The sequence below is a fragment of the Candidatus Neomarinimicrobiota bacterium genome (assembly GCA_022573815.1).
Classification (GTDB): domain Bacteria; phylum Fidelibacterota; class SORT01; order SORT01; family SORT01; genus JACZTG01.
In genome coordinates this window covers 24,039-40,460 of the sequence record JACZTG010000008.1, presented here as the reverse complement: position 1 = coordinate 40,460, position 16,422 = coordinate 24,039, and the positions used below count along the sequence as shown (strand labels likewise).

At 42.8% G+C, this 16,422-nt stretch carries 18 protein-coding genes; 15 read left to right on the top strand and 3 right to left on the bottom strand.

Annotated features, from left to right (window positions below; translation table 11 throughout):
- Position 1 precedes the first annotated feature (1 nt).
- The 3 genes from secF to IIB39_04985 form a co-directional block, all read right to left on the bottom strand.
- The gene (gene secF, locus IIB39_04995; GenBank protein MCH8928056.1) at positions 2-928 is read right to left on the bottom strand and encodes a protein translocase subunit SecF; all 927 of its coding nucleotides are present in this window, start codon (positions 926-928) and stop codon (positions 2-4) included.
- A gap of 1 nt (position 929) precedes the next feature.
- On the bottom strand, positions 930-2,846 hold the full coding sequence (secD, locus tag IIB39_04990; protein ID MCH8928055.1) for a protein translocase subunit SecD: 1,917 nt from the start codon (positions 2,844-2,846) through the stop codon (positions 930-932).
- 132 nt (positions 2,847-2,978) lie between these two features.
- Positions 2,979-3,974 (bottom strand): D-2-hydroxyacid dehydrogenase, encoded by a 996-nt coding sequence (locus IIB39_04985; protein MCH8928054.1) that lies wholly within the window; start codon positions 3,972-3,974, stop codon positions 2,979-2,981.
- Positions 3,975-4,561: 587 nt separating this feature from the next.
- Between IIB39_04985 and IIB39_04980 the strand changes: the two genes are divergently transcribed.
- From IIB39_04980 to aspS, 15 genes are all read left to right on the top strand, one after another.
- Positions 4,562-5,326 carry a ParA family protein gene (locus IIB39_04980; GenBank protein ID MCH8928053.1) on the top strand — a complete coding sequence of 255 codons (765 nt, stop codon included), beginning with the start codon at positions 4,562-4,564 and terminating at the stop codon, positions 5,324-5,326.
- Positions 5,316-6,173: a ParB/RepB/Spo0J family partition protein gene (locus IIB39_04975; GenBank protein MCH8928052.1), complete on the top strand. Its 858-nt coding sequence runs from the start codon at positions 5,316-5,318 to the stop codon at positions 6,171-6,173. The genes IIB39_04980 and IIB39_04975 overlap by 11 nt, the downstream gene beginning before the upstream one ends.
- Before the next feature lie 22 nt (positions 6,174-6,195).
- Positions 6,196-7,038 (top strand): M23 family metallopeptidase, encoded by an 843-nt coding sequence (locus tag IIB39_04970; GenBank protein ID MCH8928051.1) that lies wholly within the window; start codon positions 6,196-6,198, stop codon positions 7,036-7,038.
- A 15-nt stretch (positions 7,039-7,053) separates the two neighbouring features.
- Positions 7,054-7,470 (top strand): polymer-forming cytoskeletal protein, encoded by a 417-nt coding sequence (locus IIB39_04965; GenBank protein ID MCH8928050.1) that lies wholly within the window; start codon positions 7,054-7,056, stop codon positions 7,468-7,470.
- A 5-nt stretch (positions 7,471-7,475) separates the two neighbouring features.
- Positions 7,476-7,694 carry an AtpZ/AtpI family protein gene (locus IIB39_04960; GenBank protein ID MCH8928049.1) on the top strand — a complete coding sequence of 73 codons (219 nt, stop codon included), beginning with the start codon at positions 7,476-7,478 and terminating at the stop codon, positions 7,692-7,694.
- Positions 7,695-7,726: 32 nt separating this feature from the next.
- Positions 7,727-8,110 carry a hypothetical protein gene (locus IIB39_04955; protein MCH8928048.1) on the top strand — a complete coding sequence of 128 codons (384 nt, stop codon included), beginning with the start codon at positions 7,727-7,729 and terminating at the stop codon, positions 8,108-8,110.
- Positions 8,111-8,914, top strand: a complete 804-nt coding sequence (atpB, locus tag IIB39_04950; GenBank protein MCH8928047.1) for a F0F1 ATP synthase subunit A — start codon at positions 8,111-8,113, stop codon at positions 8,912-8,914. It begins immediately after the preceding gene.
- A gap of 37 nt (positions 8,915-8,951) precedes the next feature.
- Complete coding sequence (atpE, locus tag IIB39_04945; GenBank protein MCH8928046.1) at positions 8,952-9,188, top strand: ATP synthase F0 subunit C; 237 nt, start codon at positions 8,952-8,954, stop codon at positions 9,186-9,188.
- Positions 9,189-9,201: 13 nt separating this feature from the next.
- The gene (gene atpF, locus IIB39_04940) at positions 9,202-9,702 is read left to right on the top strand and encodes a F0F1 ATP synthase subunit B (GenBank protein ID MCH8928045.1); all 501 of its coding nucleotides are present in this window, start codon (positions 9,202-9,204) and stop codon (positions 9,700-9,702) included.
- A complete protein-coding gene (gene atpH, locus IIB39_04935; protein ID MCH8928044.1) occupies positions 9,699-10,235 on the top strand; it encodes an ATP synthase F1 subunit delta in 537 nt (178 codons plus the stop codon). The genes atpF and atpH overlap by 4 nt, the downstream gene beginning before the upstream one ends.
- Before the next feature lie 19 nt (positions 10,236-10,254).
- Positions 10,255-11,772, top strand: coding sequence for a F0F1 ATP synthase subunit alpha (locus tag IIB39_04930; protein MCH8928043.1), 1,518 nt, complete (start codon positions 10,255-10,257; stop codon positions 11,770-11,772).
- Positions 11,772-12,680 carry an ATP synthase F1 subunit gamma gene (gene atpG / locus IIB39_04925; GenBank protein MCH8928042.1) on the top strand — a complete coding sequence of 303 codons (909 nt, stop codon included), beginning with the start codon at positions 11,772-11,774 and terminating at the stop codon, positions 12,678-12,680. Before IIB39_04930 ends, atpG begins: the two co-directional genes overlap by 1 nt.
- Positions 12,681-12,712: 32 nt before the next feature.
- Positions 12,713-14,110, top strand: coding sequence for a F0F1 ATP synthase subunit beta (atpD, locus tag IIB39_04920; GenBank protein ID MCH8928041.1), 1,398 nt, complete (start codon positions 12,713-12,715; stop codon positions 14,108-14,110).
- Between the two features lie 4 nt (positions 14,111-14,114).
- The gene (locus IIB39_04915) at positions 14,115-14,519 is read left to right on the top strand and encodes a F0F1 ATP synthase subunit epsilon (GenBank protein MCH8928040.1); all 405 of its coding nucleotides are present in this window, start codon (positions 14,115-14,117) and stop codon (positions 14,517-14,519) included.
- A 117-nt stretch (positions 14,520-14,636) separates the two neighbouring features.
- Positions 14,637-16,418 carry an aspartate--tRNA ligase gene (aspS, locus tag IIB39_04910; GenBank protein ID MCH8928039.1) on the top strand — a complete coding sequence of 594 codons (1,782 nt, stop codon included), beginning with the start codon at positions 14,637-14,639 and terminating at the stop codon, positions 16,416-16,418.
- Positions 16,419-16,422 lie beyond the last annotated feature (4 nt).

Sequence of the window (16,422 nt, the reverse complement as noted above, 5' to 3'; positions counted from 1 at the left end):
TTTACCTCGTTCCGCTCGCTGCAACAGTAGCGCGTTTTTTGGCAGCATCTCTTGCCTGCCATTCGATGAGAACCGGGCTTGCGATAAATATAGATGAATACGTTCCGATTACCACGCCGATCATCATCGCAAATGAAAATCCTGAGATAACTTCTCCGCCCATTGTATAGAGAATAAATACCACCATAAATGTAGTAAAGGAAGTGACAACAGTTCTGGCAAGTGAATTGTTTATACTTGTGTTGACAATAGTTTCGTACGAATCATGACGCATGGATTTGATATTCTCTCTTATCCGGTCATAAATTACTATAGTATCATTCAAAGAGTAGCCGACAATCGTTAGAAATGCCGCGATTACAGCAAGATTGATTTCGATATCTAACACGCTGAATATGCCGAGAGTGATTATCACATCGTGAGCCAAGGCGATTAATGCGCCGATGGCGAATTTAAATTCGAACCGGAAAGTTATATAAATAACGATGCCGATCAGTGCTACGAAAATTGCCAGGACAGCATTTCCTCTCAATTCCGCTCCGATTTTGGGTCCCACTTTTTCTACTTTCCGAATCTCATAGGCATTACCTGAGAAATAATTTCCGAGTGCCTCAGAAATTATTTTTGCATCTTCTCCACTTCCCTCTGCTTCAAGTATTCTGATAAGCACTTCACGGTCATCGCCGAACTGTTGAATAACAGCGCCTTCATACCCTGCTTCGGAAACAGCCGAACGAACATCAACGCTTGAAACCGGTTCTTCAAATTTCATTTGAACTAACGTTCCGCCGAGGAAATCAATTCCCAATCGCGGTCCGCCGTGAACGATCAGCGAAAGTATGCCAACGATAATCAATGTGAGTGAGAATTTCATTCCAATTTTACGTTTCCCGATAAAATCTATTTTTGTGTCTCTAAAAAGTTCCATATTATATACTTAATTTTGTGACCGTAAAACGATCTGTTATGAATGTGAATATAGTTCTGGTTATGAAAATCGCCGTCAACATACTGGCAAGAATTCCCCAAAACAGAGTAACTGCGAATCCTTTTATTGGTCCTGTCCCGAACTGGAATAGGACTAAAGCCGCTAAAATTGTCGTGACATTTGCGTCAATAATTGTTGTTAACGCCTTAGAAAAGCCTGCGTCAATGGCTGAACGAACAGTTTTACCTTTTCTTAATTCTTCTTTGATTCGTTCGAATATTAACACGTTTGCGTCCACAGACATTCCCACTGTCAATATCAACCCTGCGATTCCGGGTAGTGTCAAAGTTGCCCGAAGCGTTGCCATAATTGCCAGCACAAACGTAAGATTCAGTACAAGAGCGAAGATTGCAATTAGCCCTGACCCCTTATAATAAAATGCCATAAAGATTACAACGAGTATAAAGCCTGTGAGCGCCGCTCTTGTTCCAAGTTCGATTGAATCTCTTCCCAGCGATGGTCCTATAGTGCGTTCCTCAATTATTTCCATTGGGGCGGGAAGAGCGCCGGCTCTTAAAATTATAGAAAGATCTTTTGCCTCATTTATGGAAGACATCCCTTCTATGACAGTATTGCCTGATGAAATTTTATCTCTGATAACCGGAGCTGAGTGAACCTTATTATCCAGAACAATGGCAACTCTTTTATTTACGTTTGCTCCGGTAAGACGTGACCAAATTCGCGCTCCATCGCTGTTCATGCTAAGATAAACTACGGGCTGACCGGAAATGGAACTTGCTCCACCGCCGAAATTGGCTGAGGCAGAAGTAACAACTTCGCCTGTCAAGCCGGGTTCTCTGTTGATTGCGTATAAAACATGGAATGTTTGAGAGGGAAGACCTGTCCCGCCGTAATCTTTTGTTTTGTTAGCCCAAACGAATTTCATATCAGCAGGTAGAGCGGCTTTAACTTCATCTAAATCTAAAATTCTTTTTACTGCTTTAAGGTTTTCCGCCGGTACGCCAATATCGCCCTGAATATTTCTCAGAAGAGCCGAAAAAGGTCGATCTTCAAATATCTGTTCGTCAACTATTACTGAATTATCGGAAGTTCCGAAATTTGCGTCACCAATCGATTCGCCGAATATTTCCGAGACGCTGATAGCTTTGTCTTGACTTTCCTGAGGAGCAACGGCGATGGTATCGGCATTCTCGTACTCGTCAGCTGTTTTGTTAGAGGAAATAAGACTATCCAAAGGTATACCGGTTCTCCTGCTTTTCAAAACGTTGTCGATGCGGGCTATGACGGTTTGTACGACATCAGGTTCTTTAAGAAGGCTGAATTCAAGAAGCGCCGTTTGGCGTATTAGATTTCTTGCCCTCTCGGTGTCTCTAACACCGGCAAGCTCAACAATTATTCGATTATTGCCTTGCTTCTGAATTGTCGGCTCGGATACTCCGAACTGATCAACTCTATTCCTGATAACCTCAAGTGCGCGGGTCACCGCGTCATCGGCTTCGTCTTTTAGCGAAGAAATAATTACCGAGTTTTCAATGCCTCTGTCAATAAAATGTCTGGCAAGTTTAATGTCCCTTTCATTTACCTCTAAGAGGAGAGCGTCAAGATATTCAATCCCATCGTTTTTCGCCCGGACTTTAGCGGATTCCAAAACATCGTAAAGGACTGTTCTGTTACCGGCAAGATTTTCCACAAGTTTTGGAATGTCCACTTCCATAACAACATGCATTCCGCCCTGAAGATCAAGCCCCAACTTCAATACGTTTTTCTCAACAAGCTCGCCGTCGCTTGATTCTGTAGTATTTAAAAAGTAATGCTCAATAGTAGGGATGAGATTATAGACTGCTAAAGTTATAACAATCCCTATTAAAATTAACTTCGGTGTTTGTCGCGTTCCCAAAAAATCCTCGTATTTTCTAATGTTTCAGCAAAAAAATGAATTTAGCTCAAAGAGCAGGTTATGTCAAATGAAAATTTCAATTATTCTAACATATATTTTTATAAAGCGCTCAAAAGTCTAAAAGGTTATAAATTAATACCGGAGAGATTTATCAACCACACAGTTCAATTCCTTTCCATTCATATATCTATCAAGATTTCTTCCGAAATCCGTAGCCGCAAGTGGAGTGTATTCGGAAAAATTTCCGGCAACGTGCGGCGACATAAAAACATTATCCAAATCAAACAGCGGGCTTTCTTCGGGAAGGGGCTCGGTATCATAAACGTCAATTCCGGCGCCGGCTATTTCCTTTTTAACAAGTGATTCATAAAGAGCCGATTCGTCAACTATCGCCCCTCTGGCAATATTAATCAGGATAGCGCTCTTTTTCATTCGGGATAATTTTTTTGCATCAATTAATCCACGGGTTTGTTTGGTTAGGGGCGCACAAATAGCAAAGTAGTCCGATTTTGACATCAAATCTTCCAATTCATTTAGAGGATAGGAAATATCCACATTATCAAATTGGGACTTAGAGTCGGAAGTTCTGGTAGTCACAATTACCTTCATTCCAAATGCTTTCGCCATCTTTGCCAATTCGCGACCGATAGCGCCCTGACCAAGAATTCCGAGCGTCTTTCCCGAAAGAGTGCCGGTTTGCTTGACGATCTCCTTCTGGTTCCACTTTCGAGAAGATTTAAATTTCAGAGATAATTCAAGATTCCGTTCAAAGTATAGCATCATTGCGACTGCATATTCAGCCGTTACTTTCGAATGAAAACCAATGGCTTTGGTTATTAAAACATCGCTGCTGACGATGCTCTCGTACATAGCGTGGTCAATTCCCGTTACCGCGAAATGTATCCATTTCAGACCCGAAAGTGTTGAAAAAACAGCTTCTTTCATTCTGAAACAAACTGCTACTTCAACGTCAGAACCGGCTGATGCGAATTCCTCGTCTGAAGAGCAGAAGATGAATTCGACCTTTTCAGGCGTTTGCAATTCCGCGCGGATATTTTCCGTTACTCTGTCGAACATCGGCTGATTGTTAGTCATACGGATGGCGATCTTGAGATTGTCGGAACTCATTCTAATTTAATCTAAAGTGAAGGTTTACCGGAAGCAACTTATAATATGAGTGAGTGGAAGTGGTTCATTTTAAACAGATATTGAAAGATTAAAACGCATTTGTGAATATCGGTATCACACCCTCCGTCACTTCCCCCGCCGATGGCGGGATTCGTGACACCTCCCTCAAGGGAGGAGATTCAGATCCCCTTCTTTAAAAGGAGGTGTGGATTTTGGTGGAGCCAAAATTCGAGGTGGTTCGGGAGTTGAAGACCTTGAGCAGTGCGAATACTATGGACTAAGCCAAGTAACATATTGGCGTGCGGTCAGAGCAAGTGAATCCCGCTGTAAGCGGCGGCCCTAACCCGCACACGGGGAAAAGCTTATTGAGTTATGAAAACGTGCTGGTTGGGGCTTGCCCCGACAGCATGTGGGATTTCCCCGGATGAACCTTCTATTGTTATTTGGAATTAAAGTCAAATAATATGTTTCAGTAAGGAGTCTGAGCCACTGAAATTGCCGTTTCTCATTCAAAGCGTTCTTGCATTTCGTCCGATACGCAACTACATTAGAAAGTTGAATAATAAACTTATTATAGTAACTGAATATTGACGAAAACTATTGTTATAGCCAATCAAAAAGGCGGTGTGGGAAAGACAACCACGGCGGTGAATCTCGCGGCCTGTATGGCGGTCATCGAAGTACCTACTCTTATAATCGATATGGATCCGCAGTCAAATGCAACGAGCGGATTAGGGGTTGAGCTTACCCCGAAAGACAAATCTATTTACGATGTTTTGATTAATGATACGGATACCAACGAAGCGATTCATAAATCTGCTCTTCCTCTTCTTGATATACTTCCTGCGGCAACGAAATTAGTCGGAGCGGAGATTGAACTGGTTCCGGCGTTGGCGCGAGAGACAATCCTCAAAACAGCTTTGAAATCAATCAACGGAAAATACGAGTATATTTTTATAGACTGTCCTCCCTCTTTGGGCTTATTAACGCTAAACAGTTTAACGGCAGCTGACAGTGTGCTGGTCCCTGTGCAATGCGAGTATTATGCTCTTGAAGGGTTAAGCCAACTTTTAAACACGATTAGGCTTGTGCAGAAAAGTTTAAATCGGAAGCTTGAGATCGAGGGCTTCCTAATTACTATGTTTGACGGACGGCTAAATCTCAGCAGGCAGGTTGCCGATGAAATAAGAGAATATTTTAAAGAAAAGGTATTTAAGACAGTCATCAACAGGAACGTTAAACTTGGAGAAGCGCCGAGTTTCGGTAAGCCTATAATATTGTATGATGCGGTGTCAACCGGAGCAAGTAATTATATGAATCTTGTTCAGGAGATGTTAAAAGATGCCAGCTAAATCACTCGGGAAAGGACTTGGAGCGCTAATACCGGAAGTAACTGAACCTTCTTCCGCAGACGTGGCAGAAATCCTGGTGGACGATATATCAGTTAACCCGCAGCAACCGAGACAGGACTTTAATTCTGTAGCCCTTGAGGAACTGGCTGCCTCTATAAATGAGAACGGGATTGTTCAGCCGATCACCGTTCGACAGAAGAACGGCAAGTATGAACTGATAGCGGGAGAGAGAAGACTTAGGGCTGTAAAGCTGATAAATATGAGATCTATCCCCGCATATGTAATGTCCGTTGATGATGAACGTATGCTGCAACTTGCGCTCATTGAAAATATACAGAGAGAAGATCTGAATCCGATTGACATTGCGCAGGCGTATGATGATCTGATTGAAACTCATGGATTGACACACGGCGAAGTGGCGGACAGGGTCGGTAAAAACCGATCCACGGTGGCAAACTTCCTTCGACTGCTAACTCTTCCTCCTGAAATAAAAGATGCTCTGCGAAAAGGAGAAGTTTCGCAGGGTCACGCAAGAGCTTTGTTAGCGTTTAAAGATGTGAACAAAATTAAAAATCTGTTCAGAAAATTAATGAAAAACGGGTTGAGTGTTCGGCAGGTTGAGGAGATGGTTAAACGCGGTGATGGTGCTGCGCAAACATCATCGTCAAATAAACAGAAGCCGCTTAAATCGCCTCAGCTCAAAGCAATAGAAAATGACCTGATGATGAAACTCGGTACAAAAGTAAAAATACGTGAAAAAGGATCAGGCGGAGAACTGCTTGTGGAATATTATTCTGACGAAGACCTCGACCGGCTGATAGAGCTTTTCGGTAAATTGGCGGATTGATTAGTACAATCGGTTGGTATCTATGAAAAAAGGTAAATATTACACAGTTATTCTAATTCCTGACGATACGGATAATCCCAGAACATATCGATTAAACCGAAAATTAGTACGGTCGGTAATAGTGTTTTCTGTACTTTTGATTTTTTCAATAGCTGTTTCATTAGCTATTATTCTTCCGAAAGCATTACGATTTAATCAAATCGAAGCTGAGAATAAGAAGCTAATGCGTGAGCATTTTAAGGTACTTGGTCTGATTGACGATTATGCGCGCATAAAAAAAAGGGATATAGCCATCAGGAAATACCTTGGTCTCGGTCTGAATCTCAAATCTCCATTCGGCTTTATAGAAGTGGAAACCGATACCAATACTGTAAACTTTGATTCACTGATGTTGATTCCGCTGAACAATATAGATCCAAAAGATATTCCAAGGTTTAGTAATATTAATTTCATTGAAAATGTGCCTACCACGCCTCCTCTTGAAGGAGTGGTTACGGCAGGATTTGCCCGGTCAACAATATTCCGGGAAGACCAGCATGTGGGAATAGACATTGCCACACGAGTTGGAGAGGCGGTTGTGGCGGCGGCGGAAGGGATTGTAATATTTTCTAATTGGACTTACCGTTCTGGTAATAGCGTAATTATCTATCACGGTGATGATTATTTTACGGTTTACAGCCATAACGCGCGCAACATAGTCAGGGAACACGAAAGAGTTCATAGGGGTGATACAATAGCTCTCGCGGGGAATACGGGGATGAGCAGGGGACCGCATTTGCACTTTGAGATTTGGAATAAAGGAGTTCCAATTGACCCTCGAGAATTGATTCCTTTATACCGCGAAAAGGATATTTCGGTCAAATAAGACAATAGAGGTTTTATGAAAGGATTCAGTAAAAAAAATGTTGATAGAATCGAGACGCTTGTTGGCGTAGGTTCGACGATAAATGGCGATATTGTCGCTAACAACAGTTTACTCGTTAACGGTGTTGTTACAGGAAACGTAACCACAGATAGCACAATCAGAGTTGGAACTACCGGTATTATTAGGGGAGATGTGAAAGCAAGGTCGGCGATAATCGGCGGCGTAATTGAAGGAGACCTCAATACAAAAGAGAATACAATATTAGGGCCTCAGTCAAGATTATTGGGAGACCTGAGGACATCGAAGTTGAAAATCGAAGAGGGTGCAACATTTGAAGGCAGATGTATTATGCTCAAGGATGATTCAAAAAATGAATCGTCCGAAAAATCCGGAGCTGAAAAAGAAAACGAGAGCAAGTTTAATTTAAGTTGACAGATATGTCACTAAATGATGAAACAAAAAAAAGAACCCCTCAATCAAATACAAAATATTATGCATTCGGAATGCAGATTGCAGTCTCATTCGCATTTTACGTCCTCGGCGGCTATTGGCTTGACACAAAATTTTCTACCCTGCCGCTGTTTTTAATCATAGGTGTGGTTTTCGGTATCATTTCATTTATTTACTTTATGAAAAAGCTTTACTACGAAAAATGAACCTGATTATTTTTCCTGAAATAATTGTGTAGATGAAAAATAACTTTCATCTGTTAGGCTTCGGTGTGGCAGCTGTCGCCGGAACTTCGATATATCTTATCCTTTCGATGCTGAAGGAAGTGAACGGATTCCTTTTTATATTATCCCTCGCTACAGCGGTGGGATTGATGGAAGTCAGTTATCTTATCAGAGAATGGGGAGCAAGAGGCGATCAAAACCGCGTATTAAAAAGCGTTTCATACAGTTTGGGAAGTAAAATATTGGTGGTAGCGACCTCATATTTCACAATAAGATTCCTGACTAATTTAAATTCTAAAGATTTTTTGCTAATTCTGGTTGCTATTTACTTTCTCTTATTTATCTTTGAGGTTCTGTATATGATGAAAGTAGAAACCGGGAGTTTGAAAAAAGAGTAAATGTTGTTATCAGAGGGGTCAAAAAAGGTTCGTAGCTTAGATGAGATAGAACCTATTCATGTAGTGGGGGACATCTTTCACGAAGTAAGCGATCAGGTTTGGATACCTCTTGATCTGTACGGTTTTGATCTGTCAATTACAAAACTCACGATATTTATGTGGATAGCCTCGTCAATTTTACTCGGGGTCGCCTTTTCGGTCAGGAAAAATCTTTCTCTTGCTCCTACGGGTCGGCTCGCTAATGCTGTGGAAGCATTATTTATGTTCGTTCGTGACGATATCGTCAAGCCGAATCTGCATGACGATTGGAGAGGGTTTATGCCGCTATTCGCTACTTTCTTCGTCTTCGTGTTGATAAATAATTCAATCGGAATGATTCCATATTTTGCTAATCCAACAGGCAGTATCAGTGTTACGCTTATGCTGGCAACTATGACGTTTCTGACGATAATAATCGGTAGTATACATAAAAATGGAATTGGCGGATTTCTAAAATCATTCGTTCCACCCAATGTGCCTACTTTTATTTTACCGATAATAGTATTGGCGGAAGTATTGGGGCTTTTCACAAAATCATTTGCTTTATGCATCAGGCTGTTTGCTAATATGATAGCGGGTCACATAGTAATTTTAACATTGTTCGGTCTTATCTATATCCTTCACAGTTGGATATTAGTTCCCTTCACAATAGTTACGAACATTGGTATAAGTATACTTGAAATTTTAATAGTTCTGATACAGACGTATGTGTTTACATATCTTTCCGCAATATTTGTGGGAATGAGTTTAAATCCGGAACATTAAATAATTAAAAATAGATAATAATTAAGGAGAAATTAAGATGGATTCACAAGCATTAGCGTGGTTGGCTGCGGGTATTGGCGCAGGAATGATCACAATCGGAACTGCTTATGGAATCGGGAGTATCGGTGCAGCGGCAATGGAAAGTATCGGAAGGCAGCCTGAAGCAGCCGGTGATATCAGAGGCGCAATGATTGTTGCCGCAGCGCTTATTGAAGGTGTAGCATTCTTCTCGATAATCGTAACCATTCTGTTGATAGTTCTTACAGGAGCATAGGCGAAGAAAAAATATGGAATTTACACTATTAGATGTAAGTGTGGGACTTGTATTCTGGTCAACAATTACATTTCTATTGCTTCTCGTTATCCTGAAAAAATATCTATGGAAACCTCTTATAGATAATTTGGATAATAGGGAGCGGATGATAAACGAATCAATAAAAAACGCCGAAGAGATTCAGAAGAAATCGGAAGAATCTTTTGAAGAATATAATGCGAAGCTTGCGGAAGCGAGAGAAGAAGTTCGTAAAGTGATTTCCGCAGGCAAAGATTCCGCCGAAAAAGCAAAAGCCGAGATTCTTGAGGAAGCTAACAAACGGGCTGCCGCTCTGATAGACAAAGCGAAAAAAGAAATTGAAGCGGAGAAGACCGGCGCTCTGAATGAAATCAAGAAAGTAGTGGTGGATATATCGCTTGCTGCTGCGGAAAAAGTGATTAAGAGTAATATTAGGTCAGAAGATCATATGAGGCTTATTGAGGAAACGATGAAGAGCATGGCGGCGAAGGATTGAAGGACTTAGCGGCCGCGCGAAGATATTCTTCTTCACTCCTCGAACTCGCGATTGAAAAGAACGAAGTTTCTGAAACTGCTGAAGGACTAAAAGATCTGAAACAAGCTCTAAAAGAGCTGCCGGAGCTTAGAGCCTTCCTCTATTCGTTTAGATTCGAGACTGACAAAAAAGTAGAAACATTGGGCATAGTGTTCGGTGATGATTTTACCGATCTTTTGTCCAAATTTATGAAAACGATAATTAACAACAAAAGACAGGACTTGATTCCCGATATTTCAGACCGGTTTAACAAGATGGCGATGGATTCAATGAACAAAATTCTCGTCTCAGCCTTCACACCTGAAGAGCTTTCTGAAGATACCAGTAAGATGATAAAGAAAAAATTAGACGGTTTACTCGGCAAAGATGTGGTAATCAATTCAATAATCGACCCGAATCTTATCGGCGGAATGATATTGCGGATTGACAACAGTGTCATAGACGGTTCTGTTCGAGGTTACTTGACGCGTATGCGCAGGGAACTTTTGAGTTAGCTGATAATTAGGAGTTAGAATGGCAATAAAAACCGACGAAATAGCCTCTCTATTAAAAAAGCAGATTGAGGGTTTCAAGGTATCGGTCGACGTTCAAGAAGTCGGCGAAGTAATTATGGTTGGTGACGGAATTGCTCGTGTTGTTGGGCTCGAAAATGCTATGGCATCCGAGCTTATCGAGTTTTCCGGAGGAATTTTCGGAATGGCGCTCAACTTAGAAACGGATAACGTTGGCATAATCCTTTTTGGGGATGACAGAGAGATTAAAGAAGGCGACACCGCGAAACGCACAGGAAGATTAGTAGATATCGGAGTTGGTGATGAGATGCTTGGAAGAGTCGTTAATCCCATAGGCATTGCGATTGACGGTAAGGGCAAACTCGATCCCAAAAAGAGAATGCCCATCGAAAACAAAGCGCCCGGCGTTATAGCCCGTGCGCCCGTATCGGAGCCTTTAGCCACAGGCATAAAATCGATAGATTCGATGATTCCTATCGGACGTGGACAAAGGGAACTGATAATCGGCGACAGGCAAACAGGAAAGACTGCAATCGCCGTGGATACCATTATCAACCAAAAGGGCGGCGATGTAAAATGTATCTATGTGGCGATTGGACAGAAAGCCTCTACAGTAGTTTCCGTGATTCAGACATTGGAAGATCACGGCGCGATGGAATATACGGTTGTCGTGGCGGCTAACGCTTCAGACCCTGCTCCGATGCAATTCATCGCTCCATATGCGGGAGCGGCAATCGGTGAATTTTTCAGAGATAAAGGAGAGCATGCTCTCATAGTTTACGATGATCTTTCAAAGCATGCCTGGGCTTACAGGCAAATTTCGCTTCTGCTTAGAAGACCTCCGGGACGGGAGGCATATCCGGGCGATGTGTTCTATTTGCATTCGCGGTTGTTGGAGCGAGCCTCGAAATTGAGCGATAAACTCGGCGGCGGTTCACTTACAGCGCTCCCAATAATCGAGACGCAGCTGAGCGATGTATCGGCGTATATCCCTACAAATGTTATATCAATTACCGACGGTCAGATATTTTTAGAAAACGATCTTTTTTATTCCGGAATCAGACCTGCTATTAATGTAGGCATTTCCGTCTCCCGTGTAGGCTCAAACGCTCAAATCAAGGCTATGAAACAGGTGGCCGGCTCGCTGAAGATAGACCTTGCTCAGTACAGGGAGATTGAAGGCTTCGCTAAGTTCGGCTCTGATCTTGACAAGGCAACGTTAGCTCAGTTAACGCGTGGTGAGAGACTTGTGGAAATTCTGAAACAGAAACAGTTCAAGCCGATGAATTTCGGAAATCAGATAGCTCTGATCTTCGCCGGAACTAAGGGTTATTTGGACGAAATACCAACGGAAAAGATTGTCCAATTTTCATTAGATTTTGACGCATATATGGAACAAGAGCACAGTGATATCCTTAAGGAAATCGATACGGAAAAAATCATTTCCGATGAGCTGGAAGGGAAAATGGCAAAAGCCGTCGTGAGCTTTGTAGAGACTTTCAAAGTTAAAGAGGGATAGTGGCAACACTAAAAGAAATAAAGACACGGATGTCTTCTGTTAAAGGCATCGAGCAGGTTACCCGCGCTATGAAGATGGTAGCCACTGTAAAATTACGTCGTGCTCAGGAAAAGATAATTGAAGCCAGACCTTATGCGTTCCGGATTAGAGATTTGCTAAATGATCTGATTCCGCAAGTAGATGTGACGCTCAACCCTTTGCTGGCGACACGCGAACAGAAAAAATATTGTGTTGTAGTAGTCACATCGGATAGAGGGCTTTGCGGCTCATTCAATACGAACGTACTGAATAAATCGGAAGAGATTATAAACAGCTATGGGAAAGATTCTACATATGTAATTGCCATCGGGAAAAAAGCGCGCGATTTCTTCAAAATCCGGGATTATGATCTGGTGGAATCCTACGTGGATTTTTCCAAAAAATTAAATTTCGATCACGCAGTGGAAATCACTGAGACAATTACGTCGCAATATCTTTCCGCTGATATTGACAGGGTGGATGTGGTCTATCATGAATTTAAATCAGCTGTAAGACAGGAATTGATAGCCGAGCGATTTTTGCCCTTGAAACCGGGTGATGCAAGAGAAGATTTTATGCCCGGAGCAGCTGATGAGACCGCTGTGGAGGAAGATAGCAGTGTCAAAAGCGGTGATATGTTGTTCGAACCGTCTGTTGAAGCGGTGGTTAATGCTATCGTCCCGAAATTTCTGGTAGTTCAGATGTGGAGAATTCTACTCGAATCTAACGCTTCGGAACAGGGGGCAAGAATGACGGCAATGGAAAATGCCACAGATGCGGCAAATGAAATGATAGATGATCTTCAGTTATCATATAATAAAGCAAGACAATCTTCGATAACAAGCGACCTCCTCGATATTATAGGCGGAGCGGAGGCGTTAAATAATTAATAATTTAGCTGTAGATAATTCAAGGAACAGGAATGAACAAAGGTAAAGTACTTCAGGTAATGGGTCCCGTTGTGGATGTAGATTTCAGTGACGGCGAAATCCCTCCGATATTTCAGGCGTTAAAGATAGCAAGAGATGGAGGGGATCTGGTTTTAGAAATTGAGCAGCACATTGGCGAATCGGTAGTTCGTACGGTAGCAATGGATTCCACCGAGGGACTTGTTCGCGGTGATGAAGTGGAGGACACGGGTGGACCGATTACAGTTCCCGTAGGTCCGGAGGTGCTTGGCAGGATGACAGACCTTCTGGGGAATCCTATTGACGAACTGGGCCCTATCAATTCGAAGATCAGGCTTCCTATACATCGTAAGGCGCCGGATTTCAGCGACCTTTCAACATCGCCTGAACCGTTTGAAACAGGTATAAAAGTAGTAGATCTCCTTGAGCCGTATATGAAGGGCGGTAAAACAGGCCTTTTTGGTGGTGCGGGAGTCGGTAAAACTGTTCTGATTCAGGAACTAATTCGAAATATCGCTACCGAGCATGGCGGATACTCAGTGTTTGCGGGAGTGGGAGAGCGAACCCGAGAAGGTAATGACCTTTGGTTAGAGATGAACGAATCCGGCGTAATTGATAAGACCGCTTTGGTATTCGGACAGATGAACGAGCCTCCGGGAGCAAGAATGCGAGTTGGTCTATCCGCTCTAACAGTTGCCGAGTATTTTAGGGACGAAGAAGGAAAGGATGTTCTTCTTTTTATTGACAACATCTTCCGTTTTGTGCAGTCGGGTTCGGAAGTTTCCGCATTGCTCGGAAGAATGCCGTCCGCCGTAGGTTATCAACCCACGCTGGCAACGGAAATGGGCAATCTTCAGGAACGGATTACATCGACAAATAAAGGTTCCATCACCTCCGTGCAGGCGATTTATGTTCCGGCTGATGATATAACCGATCCGGCGCCGGCTACTACATTTGCGCATCTTGATGCTACTACCGTGTTAGATAGAGCTATATTCGAGCTTGCGATCTACCCTGCTGTTAATCCTCTTGATTCTACTTCAAAACTTTTGGATCCGAATATATTGGGAGAGAACCACTATCGTGTTGCGATGGATGTTCAGGAAATTCTGCAAAAGTATAAAGATCTTCAGGACATTATCGCCATACTCGGAATGGACGAACTATCTGATGAGGACAAGGTAGCTGTCAAAAGGGCTCGGAAAATACAGAAGTTTCTTTCCCAGCCGTTCTTCGTAGCCGAAGTATTTACGGGAATTGACGGTCGTTATGTTAAAATGGAAGACAGTGTGGCCGGCTTTGACGCTATTATCAAAGGTGAAATGGATGACCTTCCCGAACAGGCATTCTATATGGTCGGAACGATAGACGAAGCTGTGGAAAAGGCAAAGAAGATAAGGGAGAACGAATAATAGTATGGCAGAAAACTTCTCAGTAGAAGTTGTAACACCAATATCAATTCGCACTTATGATAGTGTAAGCCATGTTCGCGCTACCGGCGTGGATGGCAAATTCGGGATATTACCAAGACATATTTCTGCAATAATGGCTCTTAAACCCGGTGAACTGAGAATTGACACAGACAACAAACAGCTTCTGTTGGCAACAAGCGGAGGCTACTGCGAAGTGCAGCGGGGAAAAGTGCTGTTCCTCGTGGAAACAGCCGAAATTCCCGGGGAGATAGATGTTGAAAGGGCACAAAAAGCCTTAGACAGAGCGAATGAACGGCTTAAGGAAAAACCTGCTGATTTGGACCACAAGCGAGTTAGAGGAGCAATTGAAAGAGCAAACAACAGACTTAAAATTTCTGCCAGGAAGTAATAAACTCCAAAGAACTTCATTTCTATAAAAGTATCATTAGAATAATAAGTTATACGAATATTATTCTTCATTAAGTATATTTCAAGACTACAATAAAATGGATATTGATTAAGCTATATGAAAGACCACTATAAAGGGATGCGGACTCACTTCTGCGGCGAGCTGCGCAAGGAAGATTCGGGTAGTGAAGTTACGCTGATGGGTTGGGTCAGGCGAAGGCGCGACCACGGCGGACTTATATTCGTTGACCTGAGGGACCGGTACGGTATTACACAGGTGGTCTTTAATCCACAGATGCCTGATGAATTGTTTAATCTGGCAGAAAAGCTCTCTGTGGAAGACGTATTGAAAATAACGGGTAAGGTCGGTGAGCGACCCGAAGGAACGTTGAATCCGAACCTTGACACAGGGGAAATAGAGGTAAACGCAAAATTTCTTGAACTGCTGAGCGAAGCGGAAACTCCGCCCTTCGAAATTAAAGAAGAAGTGGAAGCATCGGAAGACCTTCGTCTCGAGTACAGATATTTGGATTTGCGGCGTGTGAATATGCGTGACGCTATTATCACAAGGCATAAATTCTATCAATCCGTACGAAAATTTATGTCGGGTAAGGGGTTTATCGAGATTGAGACTCCTGTTCTTACTAAGTCCACACCAGAGGGCGCCCGCGATTTTCTTGTCCCCAGCCGGATAAGCAAAGGGAAATTTTACGCTCTGCCCCAGTCACCTCAGATTTATAAACAAATACTTATGGTCTCTGGATTCGATAAATATTTTCAGATAGTGAAAGCATTCAGGGATGAAGACCTTCGCGCGGACAGACAACCCGAGCATACTCAGATAGATATTGAAATGTCGTTCGTAGAAGAACGGCATGTTCAGAAAATGGCTGAAGAACTTATGGCAACAGTATTCAAGGAGATAATAGATGTAGAACTTCCTCTGCCGTTTCCGCGTCTAACCTATGATGATGCGATGAAGAGATTCGGCTCAGATAAACCGGATATGAGATTCGGCGTGGAATTGACAGATATTTCCGAACGCGCCGCGAACAGTGATTTTCAAATATTTAAGGACGCTGTCGCGGAGGGGGGAATCGTGTCCTGCATATCCGCCCCGGCTAAAGGAAGTTTCAGCCGGAAAATAATTGATGAATTGACGGAGTTTGTTAAAATTTATGGACTGAAAGGACTTTCGTGGGCCAAAGTTGAAAACGGCGGATTGACAGGCGGTGTGAGTAAACATTTCCCTGAAAATCAGCAGAGTGAACTAATAGAGGAAGTGGGCGCTGAAGATGGCGATGTTATCTTTTTTGCGGCCGATAAGGCAGAAACTGTGTTAAACGGGTTGGGGGCGTTAAGACTTGAAATCGGTAAAAAACTTGAATTAGTGACTTCAGATGAATTCGTTCCACTCTGGGTAACGGATTTTCCTATGTTCGAGTTGGATGAGGATACCGGAAAATACACTGCTATGCATCACCCGTTCACATCGCCCCAAACAGAAGATTTGGACTTCCTCGAATCAGAGCCGCTGCGCGTAAAGGCGAAAGCATACGATATGGTATTTAACGGTAGCGAATTAGGTGGAGGAAGTATCAGAATTCATTCAAGGGATGTGCAGACAAGAGTATTCAAAGCTCTCGGAATCGGTGAAAAAGAAGCTGATGAAAAGTTCGGATTTCTACTTAAGGCGCTTTCATATGGAGCGCCGCCGCACGGCGGTATTGCGCTTGGTTTGGATCGCATTGTTGCGGCTATGTTACGGAAGAATTCGATTCGTGATGTAATAGCATTTCCGAAGACAGCAAGCGCATCGGCGCTTATGGAAAAAGCTCCGTCGGAAGTGTCAGAAGAGCAGCTGAAAGAACTTGGAATAAAGCTGGAACCTAATCTATAAACTG